The sequence below is a fragment of the Halomonas elongata genome (assembly GCF_029081005.1).
In the GTDB taxonomy this organism is placed as follows: Bacteria; Pseudomonadota; Gammaproteobacteria; order Pseudomonadales; family Halomonadaceae; genus Halomonas; species Halomonas elongata_B.
On record NZ_JAJQTQ010000003.1, the window covers coordinates 225,752 to 241,556 of the forward strand.

At 63.5% G+C, this 15,805-nt stretch carries 13 protein-coding genes and 6 tRNA genes; 12 read left to right on the forward strand and 7 right to left on the reverse strand.

Translation table 11 applies throughout. The features are described from left to right. Positions 1–3: 3 nt before the first annotated feature. The 6 genes from LU493_RS03795 to ccoN are packed head-to-tail and all read right to left on the reverse strand — an operon-like array spanning position 4 to position 5,156. Positions 4–516, reverse strand: coding sequence for a FixH family protein (locus tag LU493_RS03795; protein WP_275286459.1), 513 nt, complete (start codon positions 514–516; stop codon positions 4–6). Beyond that, a complete protein-coding gene (gene ccoG, locus LU493_RS03800) occupies positions 516–1,913 on the reverse strand; it encodes a cytochrome c oxidase accessory protein CcoG (RefSeq protein WP_275286460.1) in 1,398 nt (465 codons plus the stop codon). The genes LU493_RS03795 and ccoG overlap by 1 nt, the downstream gene beginning before the upstream one ends. 37 nt (positions 1,914–1,950) lie before the next feature. Continuing rightward, positions 1,951–2,895 (reverse strand): cytochrome-c oxidase, cbb3-type subunit III, encoded by a 945-nt coding sequence (gene ccoP / locus LU493_RS03805; protein ID WP_275286461.1) that lies wholly within the window; start codon positions 2,893–2,895, stop codon positions 1,951–1,953. Beyond that, positions 2,892–3,101 (reverse strand): cbb3-type cytochrome oxidase subunit 3, encoded by a 210-nt coding sequence (locus tag LU493_RS03810; RefSeq protein ID WP_275286462.1) that lies wholly within the window; start codon positions 3,099–3,101, stop codon positions 2,892–2,894. The genes ccoP and LU493_RS03810 overlap by 4 nt, the downstream gene beginning before the upstream one ends. Before the next feature lie 2 nt (positions 3,102–3,103). Beyond that, positions 3,104–3,712 carry a cytochrome-c oxidase, cbb3-type subunit II gene (gene ccoO / locus LU493_RS03815; RefSeq protein ID WP_275286463.1) on the reverse strand — a complete coding sequence of 203 codons (609 nt, stop codon included), beginning with the start codon at positions 3,710–3,712 and terminating at the stop codon, positions 3,104–3,106. Positions 3,713–3,728: 16 nt separating this feature from the next. After that, positions 3,729–5,156: a cytochrome-c oxidase, cbb3-type subunit I gene (ccoN, locus tag LU493_RS03820; RefSeq protein WP_275286464.1), complete on the reverse strand. Its 1,428-nt coding sequence runs from the start codon at positions 5,154–5,156 to the stop codon at positions 3,729–3,731. Between the two features lie 147 nt (positions 5,157–5,303). Here ccoN and LU493_RS03825 point away from each other — a divergent pair, with 147 nt between their 5' ends. From LU493_RS03825 to LU493_RS03880, 12 genes are all read left to right on the forward strand, one after another. Then, positions 5,304–6,020: an alpha/beta family hydrolase gene (locus tag LU493_RS03825; RefSeq protein ID WP_275286465.1), complete on the forward strand. Its 717-nt coding sequence runs from the start codon at positions 5,304–5,306 to the stop codon at positions 6,018–6,020. A gap of 158 nt (positions 6,021–6,178) precedes the next feature. Beyond that, positions 6,179–6,254: transfer RNA gene (locus LU493_RS03830), tRNA-Val, on the forward strand. Between the two features lie 40 nt (positions 6,255–6,294). After that, positions 6,295–6,371 (forward strand) — tRNA-Asp (locus LU493_RS03835). Between the two features lie 27 nt (positions 6,372–6,398). After that, positions 6,399–6,475 (forward strand) — tRNA-Asp (locus LU493_RS03840). A gap of 36 nt (positions 6,476–6,511) precedes the next feature. Continuing rightward, a tRNA-Val gene (locus LU493_RS03845) sits at positions 6,512–6,588 on the forward strand. Positions 6,589–6,591: 3 nt separating this feature from the next. Continuing rightward, a tRNA-Asp gene (locus LU493_RS03850) sits at positions 6,592–6,668 on the forward strand. A 164-nt stretch (positions 6,669–6,832) separates the two neighbouring features. Further along, positions 6,833–8,845: an NADPH-dependent 2,4-dienoyl-CoA reductase gene (locus LU493_RS03855; protein ID WP_275286466.1), complete on the forward strand. Its 2,013-nt coding sequence runs from the start codon at positions 6,833–6,835 to the stop codon at positions 8,843–8,845. Between the two features lie 347 nt (positions 8,846–9,192). After that, positions 9,193–11,115 carry a PrkA family serine protein kinase gene (locus LU493_RS03860; protein ID WP_275286467.1) on the forward strand — a complete coding sequence of 641 codons (1,923 nt, stop codon included), beginning with the start codon at positions 9,193–9,195 and terminating at the stop codon, positions 11,113–11,115. Between the two features lie 163 nt (positions 11,116–11,278). Next, positions 11,279–12,565 (forward strand): YeaH/YhbH family protein, encoded by a 1,287-nt coding sequence (locus LU493_RS03865; RefSeq protein WP_275286468.1) that lies wholly within the window; start codon positions 11,279–11,281, stop codon positions 12,563–12,565. Positions 12,566–12,585: 20 nt separating this feature from the next. Continuing rightward, positions 12,586–14,154: a SpoVR family protein gene (locus LU493_RS03870; protein WP_275286469.1), complete on the forward strand. Its 1,569-nt coding sequence runs from the start codon at positions 12,586–12,588 to the stop codon at positions 14,152–14,154. A 90-nt stretch (positions 14,155–14,244) separates the two neighbouring features. After that, complete coding sequence (locus LU493_RS03875; protein WP_275286470.1) at positions 14,245–14,520, forward strand: Lrp/AsnC family transcriptional regulator; 276 nt, start codon at positions 14,245–14,247, stop codon at positions 14,518–14,520. A gap of 60 nt (positions 14,521–14,580) precedes the next feature. Then, positions 14,581–15,432, forward strand: a complete 852-nt coding sequence (locus LU493_RS03880; RefSeq protein WP_275286471.1) for a DNA/RNA non-specific endonuclease — start codon at positions 14,581–14,583, stop codon at positions 15,430–15,432. Between the two features lie 166 nt (positions 15,433–15,598). On the opposite strand, the gene LU493_RS03885 is transcribed toward LU493_RS03880, so the two are convergent. Continuing rightward, positions 15,599–15,685: transfer RNA gene (locus LU493_RS03885), tRNA-Leu, on the reverse strand. Positions 15,686–15,805 lie beyond the last annotated feature (120 nt).

Genomic DNA, 15,805 nt, shown 5'->3' on the forward strand with positions numbered 1-15,805 from the left:
GAATCAGAGCCCCGGTGTCAGGGCGATCGTGCCCTCGTCGGGGAAGCGCGCCTCACCGGTGAGGCGCCAGGCGGCATCGTCGCCCGGCGTAGGCTGCAGGTGCAGGTACCAGCGATGGCGCAGGGGGGCATCAAGGGTGCCGGCGTAGCGGCCCTGTCGGATGCGTTGCAGCGTCAGATGGCGGTCACGGCCATGCTCGGTGGGAAAGATCCACGCCAGGTGCAGTTGTTCGGGGCGCCGCTCGCCCTTCAGGTCGACGATCACGTCGCCGGTGAGGGCATCGACACGCAACTGGGCGGCGAGCCCCAACTGGCCGGCCCTTTCCTGCTTGGCCAGTTGTTCGTTGATCGCCAGGCCGCGTCGGTAATAGTCCTGTGCCACGGTGCCGTCGAAATGGCGGATCGAGGCAACCAGATAGACCAGGCTGAAGGTCACCGACGAGGCCAGCAGAGCGATGATGAACCAGGGCCAGAACTGCTTGTACCAGGGATGCGTGGGGGACGAAACGGGTGGCATCAAGGGGTTCCTCCCAGGAATCGGCTGTCGCGGATCAGCGAGATGTCGGCGTCGAGCGCCTCGAGGTGCCACTCGATGTCATGACTGGGCCGCTGGACGGCGTTGCGGTCGACGCTTGCCTCGACGACCAGTTGGCGAGACTGGCCGGCAGGGACCGAGACGCGTCGTCTGTCGAGGCTCAGGCCAGATAGCCCCGTGGCGGCGAGGCGATAGCGATGGTCGGCGTTGTCCAGATTGCGCACGGTCAGGGTGTAGACGTTGGTGATATCGCCCTGGGGCGTGACCCGGAACAGGCGTTGACGGTCCCGCTCCACGTCGAGGTCGAGCGGCGTGCGGTCGGCAAGATTTCCGGCGAGCAGGGCGAGCATTGCGAGCAGTGCTGCCAGGTAGCCGAGCAGGCGCGGTCGGCGTATCCGCGTCGGCTGGCCGGACAGGGCATTCTCGGTGGTGTAACGGATCAGGCCGCGAGGCCGGCCGAGCCGATCCATCACGCCGTCGCAGGCGTCGATGCAGGCCGCGCAGTCGATGCAGGCATGTTGCAGACCCTCGCGAATATCGATGCCGGTGGGGCATACCTGGACGCAGAGTCCGCAGTCGATGCAGTCGCCCCCGGCGTCGGCCTCTCGGCGTCGGTGGGCGCGAGGCTCGCCGCGTCCGGCATCATAGGAGACGGTCAGGGTATCGCGGTCGAACATCACGGCCTGGAAACGCGCGTAGGGACACATGTGCAGGCAGACCTGCTCACGCAACCAGCCGGCATTGAGATAGGTGAAGGCGGCGATCAGGGCCAGCCAGAAATACGCCCAGCCGCTGGCCTTCAGGTGTGGCAGGGTCGCGACGAGTTCCCGGATCGGCGAGAAGTAGCCGATGAAGGTGAGACCGGTGGCCAGCGCGATGGCGAGCCAGATGACATGCTTGAGGCCCTTGCGGCATCCCGTGTCGACATCCAGGGCGCGTTGCTCGCGCCTGAGGCGTCGATGGCGGGGGCCTTCGATCCGGTGCTCGACCCAGATGAACCACCAGGTCCAGACGCTCTGCGGACAGGCATAGCCGCACCATAGTCGGCCGGCGAGCACGGTGACGAAGAACAGGGCGAAGGCCGCGATGATCAGCAGCCACGACAGCAGCATGAACTCCTGCGGATAGAGGGTCATGGAGAAGAAGTGAAAGGCGCGGCCAGGCAGATCGAACCAGATCGCCGGACGCCCGTCGAGCGTGACCCAGGGGAGCGCGAAGAACGCCGATACCAGCGTCACGTCGAGGCCGCGCCGCCAGCGCTGGAAGCGACCTCGGACTTCGCGCACCTGGATATGCCGGCGCGGTTCGTAGAGCGAATGGCCGAGCTCCGTGACCGGGATTCGGCCGTCGGCTTCGCGGTACGCAATGTCCTGGCTCATGCGGTCCTCCCGTCCCGGGTGGCGCCCTGGCGACGTTTCAGTCGGCGCTTTCCGGGGCCTGACGGCTCAACTGGTAGACGTAGGCGGCCACCAGGTGAACCTTGTCTTCGCCGAGATAGTCGACCTGGGCCGGCATCTGCCCGTTGCGCCCGTTGCGCAGGGTCTCGAACACCGCGGCTTCCAGCGACTGGTCGGGACCTCGATAGAGCCAGGCATCGTCGGTCAGGTCTGGGGCTCCCATCGCCGGGTTACCGGTACCATCCGGCTGGTGGCAACTGGCACACATGGCGGTGAAGGTCTCGGCGCCCTTTTCTGCTCGAGCCGGGTCGGTGGCCTTGCCCGACAGCGACAGCACGTGCTGGGTGACGTCGACCAGCGTCTCCTCGCCCAGGTGTTCCCAGGCCGGCATGGCGCCGCTGCGCCCCTGGGTGATGGACGTGACGATGTCTTGCGGCTTGCCGCCGTAGAGCCAGGCGTCGTCGCCGAGGTCGGGAAAGCCGTCGCCGCCGCGCGCATTGCTGCCGTGGCAGATGGCGCAGTTGTTGAGAAAGAGCCGCTCGCCTACCTGCATGGCCTCGGTGTCGCCCGCCAGTTCGGGAATGGGACGCTCGGCGTAGCGCGCGAAGATCGGTGCGTAGCGTTCTTCGGCCTGGTGCACCTCGCGTTCCCATTGCGCTTCCTGGCTCCAGCCCAGCAGGCCGGCGAAGTTGCCGAGGCCCGGGTAGAGGGCCAGGTAGCCGAGGGCGAAGAGCACCGTGCCGACATAGAGCTTGAACCACCAGCGAGGCAAGGGATTGTCGTATTCCTCGATGCCATCGGCGGCATGGCCGGTGGTGGTCACCCGACCCTCGGCGTCAGGCTGCTTGTCAGTCCTGCGGTTGGCGAACAGCAGCCAGGCGCTGAGCGCAATGGTGGCCAGCGTGATGACGATGATCCAGGCGCTCCAGAAGCCGGAAAGATCATTCCCCCAAAGCGAATTCATGCCTTCCTGCCTCCCTTGTCATGTCGGGTCTCGGCCGCAGGCTCGGTCGGTGAGTCATGCGCCGGCGTCGGGTCGTCGGCGAAGGGCAACTGGGCCGCCTCATCGAAGTCCGCCCGGCGTCCTTTCGAATAGGCCCAGCAGGTGAGCCCGACGAAGGCGGCGATCAGCAGAATGATGATGATGCCGTTCAGCGTTCCGATATCCATGGTCAGCGCTTGTCCTCGAGCACGGTGCCAAGTTGTTGCAGATAGGCCACCAGGGCGGTGATCTCGCTCTTGCCCTCGACGGCTTCCCGGGCGCCGGTGATCTGCTCGTCGCTGTAGGGGACGCCGAGCGTGCGCAGGGCGCGCATCTTGTCGCCGATATGGGCGCCGTCGAGGGTGTTGTCGAACAGCCAGGGGTAGGCGGGCATCACCGATCCTGGCACCACGTCACGCGGGTTGTAGAGGTGCGCGCGATGCCAGTCGTCGCTGTAGCGGCCACCGACCCGGGCCAGATCGGGACCGGTACGCTTGGAGCCCCACAGGAAGTTGTATTCGTAGACGGATTCCCCGGCCACGCTGTAGTGGCCGTAGCGTTCGGTCTCGGCCCGGAAGGGGCGTACCATCTGCGAGTGGCAGCCGACGCAGCCTTCGCGTCGATAGATATCGCGACCGGCCAGCTCCAGGGGGGCAAGCGGCTCCAGGCCTTCCACGGGTTCGGTGGTCTGCTTCTGAAAGAACAGGGGCACGACTTCTGCCAGGCCGCCGAAGCTGATGACCACCAGAATCAGCACGGCGAGCAGGCCAACGTTCTTCTCGACGATCTCGTGTCTCATGGGATTCTCCGTCGGCTCAGGCGGTCTGCGGCAGGGGGCGTTCGGCGCTGACCGGCTGGCGGCGCAGGGTCATGGCGACGTTGTAGGCCATGATCAGCATGCCGATCACCCAGCACAGGCCGCCGAACATGCGCACCGCATAGCCCGGACCGCTGGCATCGACGGATTCCATGAAGCTGTACATCAAGGTTCCGTCGTCGTTGACCGCACGCCACATCAGGCCCTGGAGGATACCGTTGACCCACATGGCGGCGATGTAGAGCACGGTACCGATGGTCGATAGCCAGAAGTGCACGGCGATCAACCGCACCGAATGCATCCGGGTTTCGCCGACCAGGCGTGGCACCATGTGATACAGCGAACCGATGGTGATCATCGCCACCCAGCCGAGCGCGCCGGAGTGGACATGGCCGATGGTCCAGTCGGTGTAGTGGGAGAGGGCGTTGACGGTCTTCACCGCCATCATTGGTCCCTCGAAAGTGGACATGCCATAGAAGGACAGCGCCACCACCAGGAAGCGCAGGGTGGGGTCGGTACGCAGTTTGTGCCAGGCACCGGAGAGCGTCATCATGCCGTTGATCATGCCGCCCCAGGAGGGCGCCAGCAGGATGATCGACAGCACCATGCCGAGCGACTGGGTCCAGTTGGGCAGGGCGGTATAATGCAGGTGGTGCGGACCGGCCCACATGTAGACCATGATCAGCGCCCAGAAATGCACGATCGACAATCGGTAGGAATAGACCGGCCGCTCGGCCTGTTTGGGCACGAAGTAGTACATCATGCCCAGGAAGCCGGCCGTCAGGAAGAAACCCACGGCATTGTGCCCGTACCACCACTGGGTCATGGCGTCGATCGCGCCCGGATAGACCGAGATCGAATGCATCGCGGACACCGGAATGGCCGCATTGTTGACGATATGCAGTACCGCCACGGTGAGAATGAAGGCGGCGAAGAACCAGTTGGCCACGTAGATGTGCGACGTCTGGCGCCGTTTGATGGTGCCCAGGAAGACGACGGCGTAGGCAATCCACACCACGGCCAGCAGCAGGCTGATCGGCCACTCGAGTTCGGCATATTCCTTGGTGGTGGTGTAGCCCATCGGCAGGGTGATCAGTGCCGACAGGATTACCGCTTGCCAGCCCCAGAAGGTAAAGGTCGCGAGCCGGTCGGACCAGAGTCGGGTCTGGCAGGTTCGCTGCACCACGTAGTAGGAGGTCGCGAACAGCGCCGACCCGCCGAAGGCGAAGATTACCAGGTTGGTGTGAAGCGGTCGCAGGCGGCCGAAGCTCGTCCATGGCAAGCCCAGGTTGAGTTGCGGCCACACCAGCTGCGAGGCGATGACGAGGCCGCAGGACATGCCCACGATGCCCCAGACCACCGTCATGATCGCGAACTGCCGGACCACCTTGTAGTTGTAGGTCGGGTGCTCGAATGCGTTGTTCATGCGGATTTCCATCCAACTCCAGTCTGCAGGCGCCTCGGCCGGTCTCGCCGGGGCGCCTTGGCGTGCCGATTCGCAGGAGTCTAGCCCAGACGATCCATTTAATGAATACATTTAAACAATCATTTGGTACACAATATAGGTGATGGAGTGTCAACACAAAAGACGAGCATGATCGAGGGGATCGATGTCGACGAGCTGAAGCGGGTGCTGCGGCATGGCGCGGGCGAGCATTCCGCGTCGCTCGGCCCGCTCCGGGTGCAGGGCGAATGCCGGACCGGCAGCCTGCTGCTGACACATGGCGCCGGTGCCGGACAGGATTCCCCTTTCCTGGTCGAGCTCCGGCGTGCCCTGGCCGATGTCGGCGTGCAGACCCTGGCCATCGAGTTCGAGTACCTGCGCCGCATGCGCTGCGAGGGGCGGCGTCGGCCACCACCCCGGGTCGAGCGGCTGGTCGAGGAGCTGGCGATGTGGCGTGGCGCCCTGTTGCCCCACCTGGAGGCCCCGCTGTGGCTGGGTGGCAAGTCCATGGGTGGACGCGTGGCCAGCATGCTGGCGGCTCGTGACGGAGCGGCCGGCCTGGTGCTGTGTGGCTATCCCTTTCATCCGCCGCGTCGCCCCGAGAAACGACGTCTCGATCACTGGCCTGAATTGGTCTGTCCTACCCTGGTGGTGCAAGGAGAGCGTGACCCCTTCGGTACCCGGAGCGAGGTGGCCGGCTATGCGCTGCCCGGTGTCGCCGAGGTGCGTTGGTTGACGGATGGTGAACATGACTGGCGGCCGCGTCGTGCTTCGGGGCTGACCCAGGTCGAGTTGATCCACGAAGGGGCACGTGGCATCGCCGAGTTCATGGCGCGCCACGCATGATGCTGCATTCCGGCGTATTGCGCCTGCCACAGCTCTTGCCGGCGCTTTCCCAAGTGGATGATAGATCTGGGGTTCTCGGAAGGCGTCAGTCAGGGAAGTGCGAAAAAACGCGTTGACAATGAGTGCCGTCCCTGTAGAATGCAGCGCCACGTGACCGGGGGTGGTTAGCTCAGCTGGGAGAGCACCAGCCTTACAAGCTGGGGGTCACAGGTTCGATCCCTGTACCACCCACCATGACGTAGTCATGCCCGATCATGTCGCAGGTAGCGAAAGCGGACCGGTAGTTCAGTTGGTTAGAATGCCGGCCTGTCACGCCGGAGGTCGCGGGTTCGAGTCCCGTCCGGTCCGCCATCCATCCTGTGTCGCCAGTCGTCTTGTGGACCGGTAGTTCAGTTGGTTAGAATGCCGGCCTGTCACGCCGGAGGTCGCGGGTTCGAGTCCCGTCCGGTCCGCCACGATGACAAGCGAAACAATCCAGGCAGTAAACGCGTGGGCGGTTAGCTCAGTTGGTTAGAGCACCAGCCTCACATGCTGGGGGTCACTGGTTCGAGTCCAGTATCGCCCACCACGCGGACCGGTAGTTCAGTTGGTTAGAATGCCGGCCTGTCACGCCGGAGGTCGCGGGTTCGAGTCCCGTCCGGTCCGCCATCTGCTTCGAATTCCGGACCCCGAGTCGAAAGACTCGGGGTCTTTCGCGTGCGTGAAGGTCGAGATCGACTATCCTCTTGGGGCGAGTGCCCGGGCTTTGCGGAACCCGAGCGACTATCATACAGTTGTTTGAATTTCCGTTGCCCGACCGCGAGGACTCGACCGTGACTGCATATCCACATCTGTTTCGCCCCATCACGCTGGGGGCCCTGACCCTGCCCAACCGCGTGCTGATGGGCTCGATGCACACCAACCTGGAAGAGGCGCCGCAGGGTTTCGAGCGGCTGGCCGCCTTTTATGCCGAACGTGCCCGGGAAGGCGCGGGCCTGATCGTTACCGGCGGTATCGCGCCGAACCCTCAGGGGGCGGTCTTCCAGGGGGCGGCGACTCTGGAGCGACCCGAGCAGGTGGTCGATCATCGCAGGGTGACCGACGCCGTGCATGCCGAACAGGGCCGGATCTGTCTGCAGGTCCTGCATGCCGGACGCTATGCCTATTCGCCCGATCTGGTGGCGCCTTCGCCGATCCAGGCGCCGATCAACCCGCTGACGCCCCGCGAGCTGAGTCGTGACGAGGTCGCCTCGACCATCGACGATTATGTCCGGTGTGCCAGCCTGGCTCGCGAGGCGGGCTATGACGGCGTTGAAGTGATGGGCTCCGAGGGATACCTCATCAATCAGTTCATCTGCCGGCGCACCAATCAGCGCGAGGACGAGTGGGGCGGTGACTTCGCCGATCGCATCCGCTTCCCGGTGGAAATCGTGCGACGCATGCGCGCCGCGCTGGGCGAGGATTTCCTCATCATCTTCCGGCTGTCGATGATCGATCTGGTCGAAGACGGAAGTACCTTCGAGGAGGTGGTGACCCTGGGGCGTGCCGTGGAGGAGGCCGGAGCGGATGTCGTCAATACCGGCATCGGCTGGCACGAGGCGAGGGTGCCGACCATCGTCACCAGCGTGCCCCGTGCGGCGTTCAGCGAGGTCTCCCGCCGCATGCGCGAGGCGCTGTCGATCCCGCTGATCACCACCAATCGCATCAACATGCCCGATGTCGCCGAGCGGGTGCTGGCCGAGGGGCAGGCCGACATGGTGTCTATGGCGCGGCCCTTCCTGGCGGATCCGGCCTGGATCGCCAAGGCGCGAGAGGGGCGCAGCGAGGAGATCAACACCTGCATCGCCTGCAATCAGGCCTGTCTGGATCACACCTTCCAGGGCAAGCTGACCTCCTGTCTGGTCAATCCCCGGGCATGCCACGAGACCGAGCTGGTCATCGCGCCGGCCGAGGTGTCGCGCGCCATTGCCGTGGTGGGGGGCGGGCCAGCGGGGCTGGCCGCCGCCGTGACGGCCGCCAGCCGGGGGCACTCGGTGACGCTGTTCGAGCGTCAGTCCGAGCTGGGCGGCCAGTTCAACTATGCCCGGCGGATCCCCGGCAAGGAGGAATTCGACGAGACACTGCGCTACTTCCGGGTGATGCTGGAGCGCCACCAGGTGAACGTGAGGCTCGGCACGGCACCCAGCACCCATGACCTGACGGCCTTCGACGAGGTGATCCTGGCCACCGGTGTGCGGCCGCGTCGTCTGGACCTGCCCGGTATCGATCATCCCAAGGTGATGTCCTATCCGGCGGCTATCGTGCATGCCGAGCGGGTCGGACCTCGTGTGGCCATCATCGGGGCTGGTGGCATCGGCTTCGACGTGGCGGAACTCTTGACCCACGCCGGACATCCCGCCCTGGATGTCGATGCCTGGTGCGCAGAGTGGGGGGTCGATCTGACGGTGGCGACGCCGGGGGGGCTGCGTGCGCCACATCGGCCGACGGTACCGCGGCAGGTCATGCTGCTGCAGCGCAAGACGTCCAAGCCCGGCAAGGGGCTGGGGACCACCACCGGCTGGGTGCATCGTGCCTCGCTGCGTCACCGAAATGTCGAGACGCTGGTCGGATGCGAGTACGTGGGGGTCGACGACGAGGGCCTGCACATCCGTCAGGATGGCGAGCCCAGGCTGCTCGAGGTGGATACCGTGGTGGTCTGTGCCGGCCAGGAGTCGGTACGCGACGATCTCGAGGCGTTGCGCGAGGCGGGTGTCCCGGTGCATGTCATCGGCGGTGCCGACGAGGCGGCGGAGCTCGATGCCAAGCGTGCCGTCGAGCAGGGGACTCGGGTCGCCGCCGCCCTCTGAGAGGGTGTTTACAAACTACTGCGCTCGACCATACCGCGTTGAAATTCGGCTCGAAGTGCTCATTTAGTGTCCCTAAACTCCGCGCTCTCGCCGAATTTCGCCTTGTCTGGCCGTCGCTCGTGACTTTTGTAAATACCCTCTGAGTGCGGCGTGATGAATCCATGCGACCATTTTTCACGAACCACCCGGCGGCTTCCGGGTTCATAGGGATAAGGAGTAGTGGCAGGCTGCTGCGTTGAAGAACGAAGAATCGTTGTCCGCTAATGCTGTCTACGCTGAAGTTACCGATCCCCGGCAGGTTCGCCGACACTGTCATGGCCGGGGCGCCGGGTCTAAAGGAGGCTTCGATGAGCATCTTCGATCATGTGCAGAACCGCTATGCCCGCACCCAGCAGGAAGAAATGACCCTGCAGGAGTACCTGGAGCTCTGTCGGGAGCAGCCTTCGGTCTATGCCAATGCCGCCGAACGCATACTGGAGGCCATCGGCGAGCCCGAGGTGATCGACACGGCCAAGGATCCGAGGCTGGCGCGGATCTTCTCGAACAAGGTGATCCGTCGTTACCCGGCCTTCGAGGAATTCTATGGCATGGAAGAGGCCATCGAACAGATCGTTGCCTACTTCCGGCATGCCGCCCAGGGGCTGGAGGAGAGGAAGCAGATCCTCTATCTGCTGGGGCCGGTTGGCGGTGGCAAGTCGTCGCTCGCCGAGCGCCTCAAGCTGCTGATGGAGCGGGTTCCTTTCTATGCGATCAAGGGCTCTCCCGTGCAGGAGTCGCCGTTAGGCCTGTTCTCGCCGGAGGAAGATGGCGAACTGCTGGAGAAGGAATACGGCATTCCCCGGCGCTGCCTGAAGAGCGTGATGTCGCCCTGGGCGGCCAAGCGTCTACAGGAGTTCGGCGGCGATCTCTCCCAGTTCCGGGTCGTGCGCCTGTACCCGTCGCGGCTCAACCAGATCGCCATCTCCAAGACCGAGCCCGGTGACGAGAACAACCAGGACATCTCCTCGCTGGTCGGCAAGGTCGATATTCGCCAGCTGGAGCTCTACTCCCAGGACGATCCCGATGCCTACAGCTTCTCTGGCGGGTTGTGCAAGGCCAACCAGGGGCTGATGGAATTCGTCGAGATGTTCAAGGCACCGATCAAGGTGCTGCATCCGTTGCTCACCGCCACTCAGGAGGCCAACTACAATCCCACCGAGGGCATGGGGGCGATTCCCTTCGATGGCATCGTCCTGGCGCACTCCAACGAGAGCGAGTGGCAGACCTTCCGCAACAACCGCAACAACGAGGCCTTCCTCGACCGCGTCTACATCGTCAAGGTGCCGTATTGCCTGAGGGTCAGCGAGGAGATCAACATCTACAGGAAGCTGCTCGAGCATTCCTCGCTCAACGAAGCGCCCTGCGCGCCGGATACCCTGCGCATGCTGGCCCAGTTCTCGGTGCTCTCGCGGCTCAAGGAGCCGGAGAACTCCAGTGTCTATTCCAAGATGCGCGTCTACGACGGCGAGAACCTCAAGGATACCGACCCCAAGGCCAAGTCGATCCAGGAGTATCGCGACAATGCCGGTGTGGATGAAGGGATGGACGGTCTCTCGACCCGTTTTGCCTTCAAGATCCTGTCCAAGGTGTTCAACTTCGACAATCACGAAGTCGCCGCCAACCCGGTGCATCTGCTCTATGTGCTCGAGCAACGTCTCGAACAGGAGCAGTTGCCCCGCGAGACCTTCGAGCGTTACCTGCGCTACATCAAGGAGTTCCTGGCGCCTCGCTATGTGGACTTCATCGGCAAGGAAATCCAGACCGCCTACCTGGAGTCCTATTCCGAATATGGCCAGAATATCTTCGACCGCTATGTCACCTATGCCGATTTCTGGATCCAGGATCAGGAGTACCGCGACCCCGAGACCGGCGAGCTGTTCGATCGTCAGTCCCTCAACGAGGAACTGGAGAAGATCGAGAAGCCGGCGGGGATCTCCAATCCCAAGGATTTCCGTCACGAGGTGGTGAACTTCGTGCTCAGGGCCCGTGCCCAGAACAACGGCATGAACCCGAGCTGGCAGTCCTACGAGAAGCTGCGCGGTGTGATCGAACACAAGATGTTCGCCAATACCGAGGAGCTGTTGCCGGTGATCTCCTTCAACGCCAAGGCATCGACGGCCGACCAGAAGAAGCACGAGGACTTCGTGGCGCGGATGGTCGACCGCGGCTACACCGAAAAGCAGGTACGCCTGTTGTCCGAGTGGTATCTGCGGGTGCGCAAGTCGCAGTAGTCTGGGCTACGAGCTACGAGCTACGAGCTACGAGCTACGAGCTACGAGCTACGAGCTACGAGCGACGAGCGACGAGCGATGAGCGACGAGCTACGAGCGACGAACGGGGAGGGCGGTCTGGGCCGTCGTTCCCCGTGGTGAGCAGCGCCCAGAGGAGGTCAGCATGACGTATTTCATCGACCGTCGGGCCAATGCCAAGAACAAGAGTGCGGTCAACCGCCAACGGTTCCTCGATCGTTATCGTGGGCACATCAAGCGCTCCGTCGAGGAAGCGGTCAACCGCCGTTCCATCACCGACATGGGGCGTGGCGAGAAGGTCTCGATACCGACTCGCGACATTTCCGAGCCGGTGTTCCAGCATGGGCCCGGGGGGCGGCGCTCCATCATCGCGCCGGGCAACAAGGAGTTCGTCGAGGGGGATCGGCTGCGTCGCCCCGGTGGTGGCGGCGGTGGCGACGGCGCCGGAGAGGGTGGCGCTTCCAACCAGGGTGAGGGCATGGACGAATTTGCCTTCACTCTGAGCCGCGAGGAGTTTCTGGATTTCGTCTTCGATGGGCTCGAGCTGCCCCATCTGGAGCGCAAGCCGCTGGTCGATCTCGACGAGGTGAAACCGGTGCGAGCCGGTCTGACCCGGGACGGGGTGCCGGCGAGAATCAATATCGTGCGCTCCATGCGCGAGGCCCATGCCCGTCGCATCGCCATGCGCGGCCCGATCAGACGTGCACTGCGAGAGGCGAGAGAGGCGCTGGAGATTGAGGAGCGAAAGGATCCGGTGCTGCGCAACCCGGCGCGCATCAACGAGCTCAAGGCCGAGATCGAACGCCTCGAGAAGCGCCTGGAGGCGGTGCCCTTCATCGATACCTATGATCTGCGCTACAACAATGTGATCAACCAGCCTCAGCCATCCAGCAAGGCGGTGATGTTCTGCGTGATGGATGTCTCCGGGTCGATGACCCAGGCCCACAAGGATATCGCCAAGCGCTTCTTCCTGCTGCTCTACCTCTTTCTGGAGCGTAACTACGAACGGGTCGAACTGGTCTTCGTGCGTCACCACACCGCCGCCAAGGAGGTCGACGAGGAGGAGTTTTTCTACTCCCGGGAAACCGGTGGCACCATCGTCTCGAGTGCCCTGACGCTGGTCGACGAGATCATCGAGGCACGTTATCCGCCGGGTCAGTGGAATCTCTACGTGGCCCAGGCGTCCGATGGCGACAACTGGGACGATGATTCCCTGACCTGTCGCGACCTGTTGGTGAAGTCGCTGATGCCGAGGCTGCAGTACTTCACCTATGTCGAGATCACTCCGCATGCCCATCAGGCATTGTGGGAGGAATACGAGCGCGTGGAGGTCGAGTATGCCGACCGCTTCGCCATGCGCCAGATCGTCGAGGCCGGCGATATCTATCCGGTGTTTCGCGAGTTGTTCCGGCGCCGCGCCGCCCAGTCTTGAGGCGAGGCCAAGGAGGCAGCATGACCGATCGCAAGCCCATCGCCACCGGCTCCGACTGGAGCTTCGAGATCCTCACCGAATTCGAGGAGGAGATCGCGCGTCTGGCCGACGAGTATCGACTGGACACCTACCCCAACCAGATCGAGATCATCACGACCGAGCAGATGATGGATGCCTACGCCAGTGTCGGCATGCCGGTGGGATATCACCACTGGTCCTTCGGCAAGCAGTTCCTGGCCGTGGAGCAGGCCTATCGGCGCGGTCAGATGGGGCTGGCCTATGAGCTGGTGATCAACTCCAATCCCTGCATCGCCTACCTGATGGAAGAGAACACCCTGATGATGCAGGTGCTGGTGATGGCTCACGCCTGCTATGGGCACAATTCCTTCTTCAAGGGCAACTACCTGTTTCGAACCTGGACCGACGCGGACTCCATCGTCGATTATCTCCTGTTCGCCCGTCGTTATATCGCCGAGTGCGAGGAGCGCTACGGGGTGAGTGCCGTGGAGCAACTGCTGGATGCTTGCCACGCCCTGCAGAACCACGGGGTCGATCGCTACAAGCGCCCCTCGCCGATCTCCGCCGAAGAGGAGGCGCGCCGCCAGAAAGAGCGCGAGACCTATCTCCAGGCGCAGGTGAATACCCTGTGGCGAACGATCCCGGAGCGTGCGCCGGAAGGGGAGGGGCTCGGAGAGATCGATGATGGCGAGGATCCCCTCGGACTGCATGCCGGCGGACGCTACCCGCCGGAGCCTCAGGAGAACCTGCTCTACTTCATCGAAAAGAATGCCCCCTTGCTGGCGCCCTGGCAGCGTGAAGTCGTGCGCATCGTGCGCAAGCTCGCCCAGTACTTCTATCCGCAGCGCCAGACCCAGGTAATGAACGAGGGGTGGGCGACCTTCTGGCACTATACGCTGATGAACCGCATGTTCGACGATGGCCTGGTGGACGAGGGGCTGATGCTGGAATTCCTTCAGTCGCATACCTCCGTGGTGCAGCAGCCGGCCTTCGACAGTCCAGCCTTCAATGGCATCAACCCCTATGCTCTGGGGTTCGCGATGTTCTCCGACATCCGGCGTATCTGCGAGTCGCCCACCGAGGAAGACCGTGAGTGGTTCCCGGACATCGTCGACAGCGATTGGCGAGAGACGCTGAACTTCGCCATGCGCAACTTCAAGGATGAATCCTTCGTCCAGCAGTTCCTGTCGCCCAGGGTGATTCGCGACCTCAAGCTGTTCAAGGTGGTGGACGACGACCAGGACGAAATGCTCGAGGTCGCTGCGATACACGACGAGCGCGGCTATCGGCGCATCCGCGAAGCTCTGTCATCCCAGTATGCCCTGTCGGTGCGCGAGCCCAATATTCAGGTCTATTCGGCGGACATTCGTGGCGACCGTTCGCTGACCCTGCGCCATGTCCAGGACAATCGTCGCCCTCTGGCGCGCAGCGTCTATCCGGTGATGCGTCATCTGCACCAGCTGTGGGGCTTCCCGGTCAAGCTGGAGTCCATGGAACAAGACGAGGTGGTGCGTCGCTACCATTGGCCGCTGCCGGAAGACGAGGGCACGGAGTCGTCCGCGTCCGGCTGATCGAGGCGGACGACGCTGCTATAATCGCCGCAGTCGCGGTGGTCCGAGCTATCGCGTATCGTTCAGCGCAGGACAGCCGAGGAGTGCCCGATGCAGAATGCCGTGATTCTGATCAATGCCGAGAAGGGTCAGGTCAAGTCGGTGGCCGAGCGCCTGGCGGATGTCGAAGGCATCAGCGAGGTCTTTTCCACCTGTGGCCGTTATGATCTGGTGGCCATCGCGCGTACCCGGGATTTCGAGAGCCTGGCCGAGCTGGTTACCGGGCGACTCAATGATGTCGAGGGCATTCGCGAGACCGAGACGCTCAACGCCATGCAGGTACACTCCCGCCACGATCTCGAGACCATGTTCTCGCTCGGCTGGTAACCCCCGCTCGGCCGTCGTGCGAGGACGGCCCCTGGACCCTGACAGGAACGGATTCCCTGGATGTCTCGTCATACTTTCCTGCGTCGCATGATGCGGCGCGTCGGCGTCGCCGTGCTGTTCGCGACTGTCGGCAGTGGCCTTTGGTACATGCAGGAGCGTGAGGTGCGCGACCGGCTGAGCTGGATGGGCGTGCCGACCTGGTCGGAACTGACGCCGCTGAGCCTGCATCGTGTCCTGCGCAACGAGGGCTATCTGCTTGGCTGGTCGGATCTGCGGGTGAGCCCGTTGTGGGTGAGCTATACCCTGCACTCGGTGGAGGATCCCCGGGCGGGGGAGCGCCCCGGCTTCCGGCGTGACTGGCGCTCCCTCTGGCCGGTCGCGCCGGACAGTTATTCGCACAGTGGCTACGACCGAGGGCACCTGGCACCCAACTATGCCATCGCCGTGGTGCATGGAAGCGAGGCACAGCGCGATACCTTCCTGATGAGCAACATGACGCCGCAGCGTCCGGACCTGAATCGTCGGTTATGGCAACGTCTCGAAGAAGTGGTGATCGATCGTTTCGTGCCGCGTCTCGGTCGGTTGCAGGTGATCACGGGGCCGGTGTTCGACGATGACTTCCTGGATGGCATGCTTCGTCGAGTGGGGTTGGTGGAAGTGCCGGAGGCCTTCTACAAGATCCTGGTCGTGCCGGGTGAACAGCCGAAGGCGCTGGCTTTTCTGATGCCCCAGGACGTGAACGGCGATGAGCCGCTGGATCGTTTCGTGGTCAGCATCGACGAGATCGAGGCACGCACCGGGCTGGATTTCTTCCCGCAGCTTCCGCCGACGGCGGCCGAGGCGCTGGAAGCCCGGGTATCCACCGAGGGCTGGGGGCTCGAGGAAGTGGCGCGGTTGCCGGGCCGCTTCTGATGGCGTCGGGTATGGTCTGTCGCCCACATTCGGCAGAGCAGGCGGTCGTCGTTCGCGATCGACATGGAGAAGGCGTCATTCAGACACAAAAAAACCGCGATCTGTCGTCGCGGTTTCCTGTATGAGGTGCTCTTTACGAGGATATGCAGCTGCATGACGCGAAATGTGGTGCCCAGGAGAGGACTTGAACCTCCACGTCCGTAAGGACACTAGCACCTGAAGCTAGCGCGTCTACCAATTCCGCCACCTGGGCGCATCATGCATCGTCGTGTTCCGGGCATCGCTTGCGCGATTCTTGGTGCCCAGGAGAGGACTTGAACCTCCACGTCCGTAAGGACACTAGCACCTGAAGCTAGCGCGTCTACCAATTCCG

Coding starts and splice junctions, on each gene's coding strand:
- LU493_RS03795 (WP_275286459.1), bottom strand. CDS start 516: ATGCCACCCGTTTCGTCCCCCACGCATCCCTGGTACAAGCAGTTCTGG.
- ccoG (WP_275286460.1), bottom strand. CDS start 1,913: ATGAGCCAGGACATTGCGTACCGCGAAGCCGACGGCCGAATCCCGGTC.
- ccoP (WP_275286461.1), bottom strand. CDS start 2,895: ATGAATTCGCTTTGGGGGAATGATCTTTCCGGCTTCTGGAGCGCCTGG.
- LU493_RS03810 (WP_275286462.1), bottom strand. CDS start 3,101: ATGGATATCGGAACGCTGAACGGCATCATCATCATTCTGCTGATCGCC.
- ccoO (WP_275286463.1), bottom strand. CDS start 3,712: ATGAGACACGAGATCGTCGAGAAGAACGTTGGCCTGCTCGCCGTGCTG.
- ccoN (WP_275286464.1), bottom strand. CDS start 5,156: ATGAACAACGCATTCGAGCACCCGACCTACAACTACAAGGTGGTCCGG.
- LU493_RS03860 (WP_275286467.1), top strand. CDS start 9,193: ATGAGCATCTTCGATCATGTGCAGAACCGCTATGCCCGCACCCAGCAG.
- LU493_RS03865 (WP_275286468.1), top strand. CDS start 11,279: ATGACGTATTTCATCGACCGTCGGGCCAATGCCAAGAACAAGAGTGCG.
- LU493_RS03870 (WP_275286469.1), top strand. CDS start 12,586: ATGACCGATCGCAAGCCCATCGCCACCGGCTCCGACTGGAGCTTCGAG.
- LU493_RS03875 (WP_275286470.1), top strand. CDS start 14,245: ATGCAGAATGCCGTGATTCTGATCAATGCCGAGAAGGGTCAGGTCAAG.
- LU493_RS03880 (WP_275286471.1), top strand. CDS start 14,581: ATGTCTCGTCATACTTTCCTGCGTCGCATGATGCGGCGCGTCGGCGTC.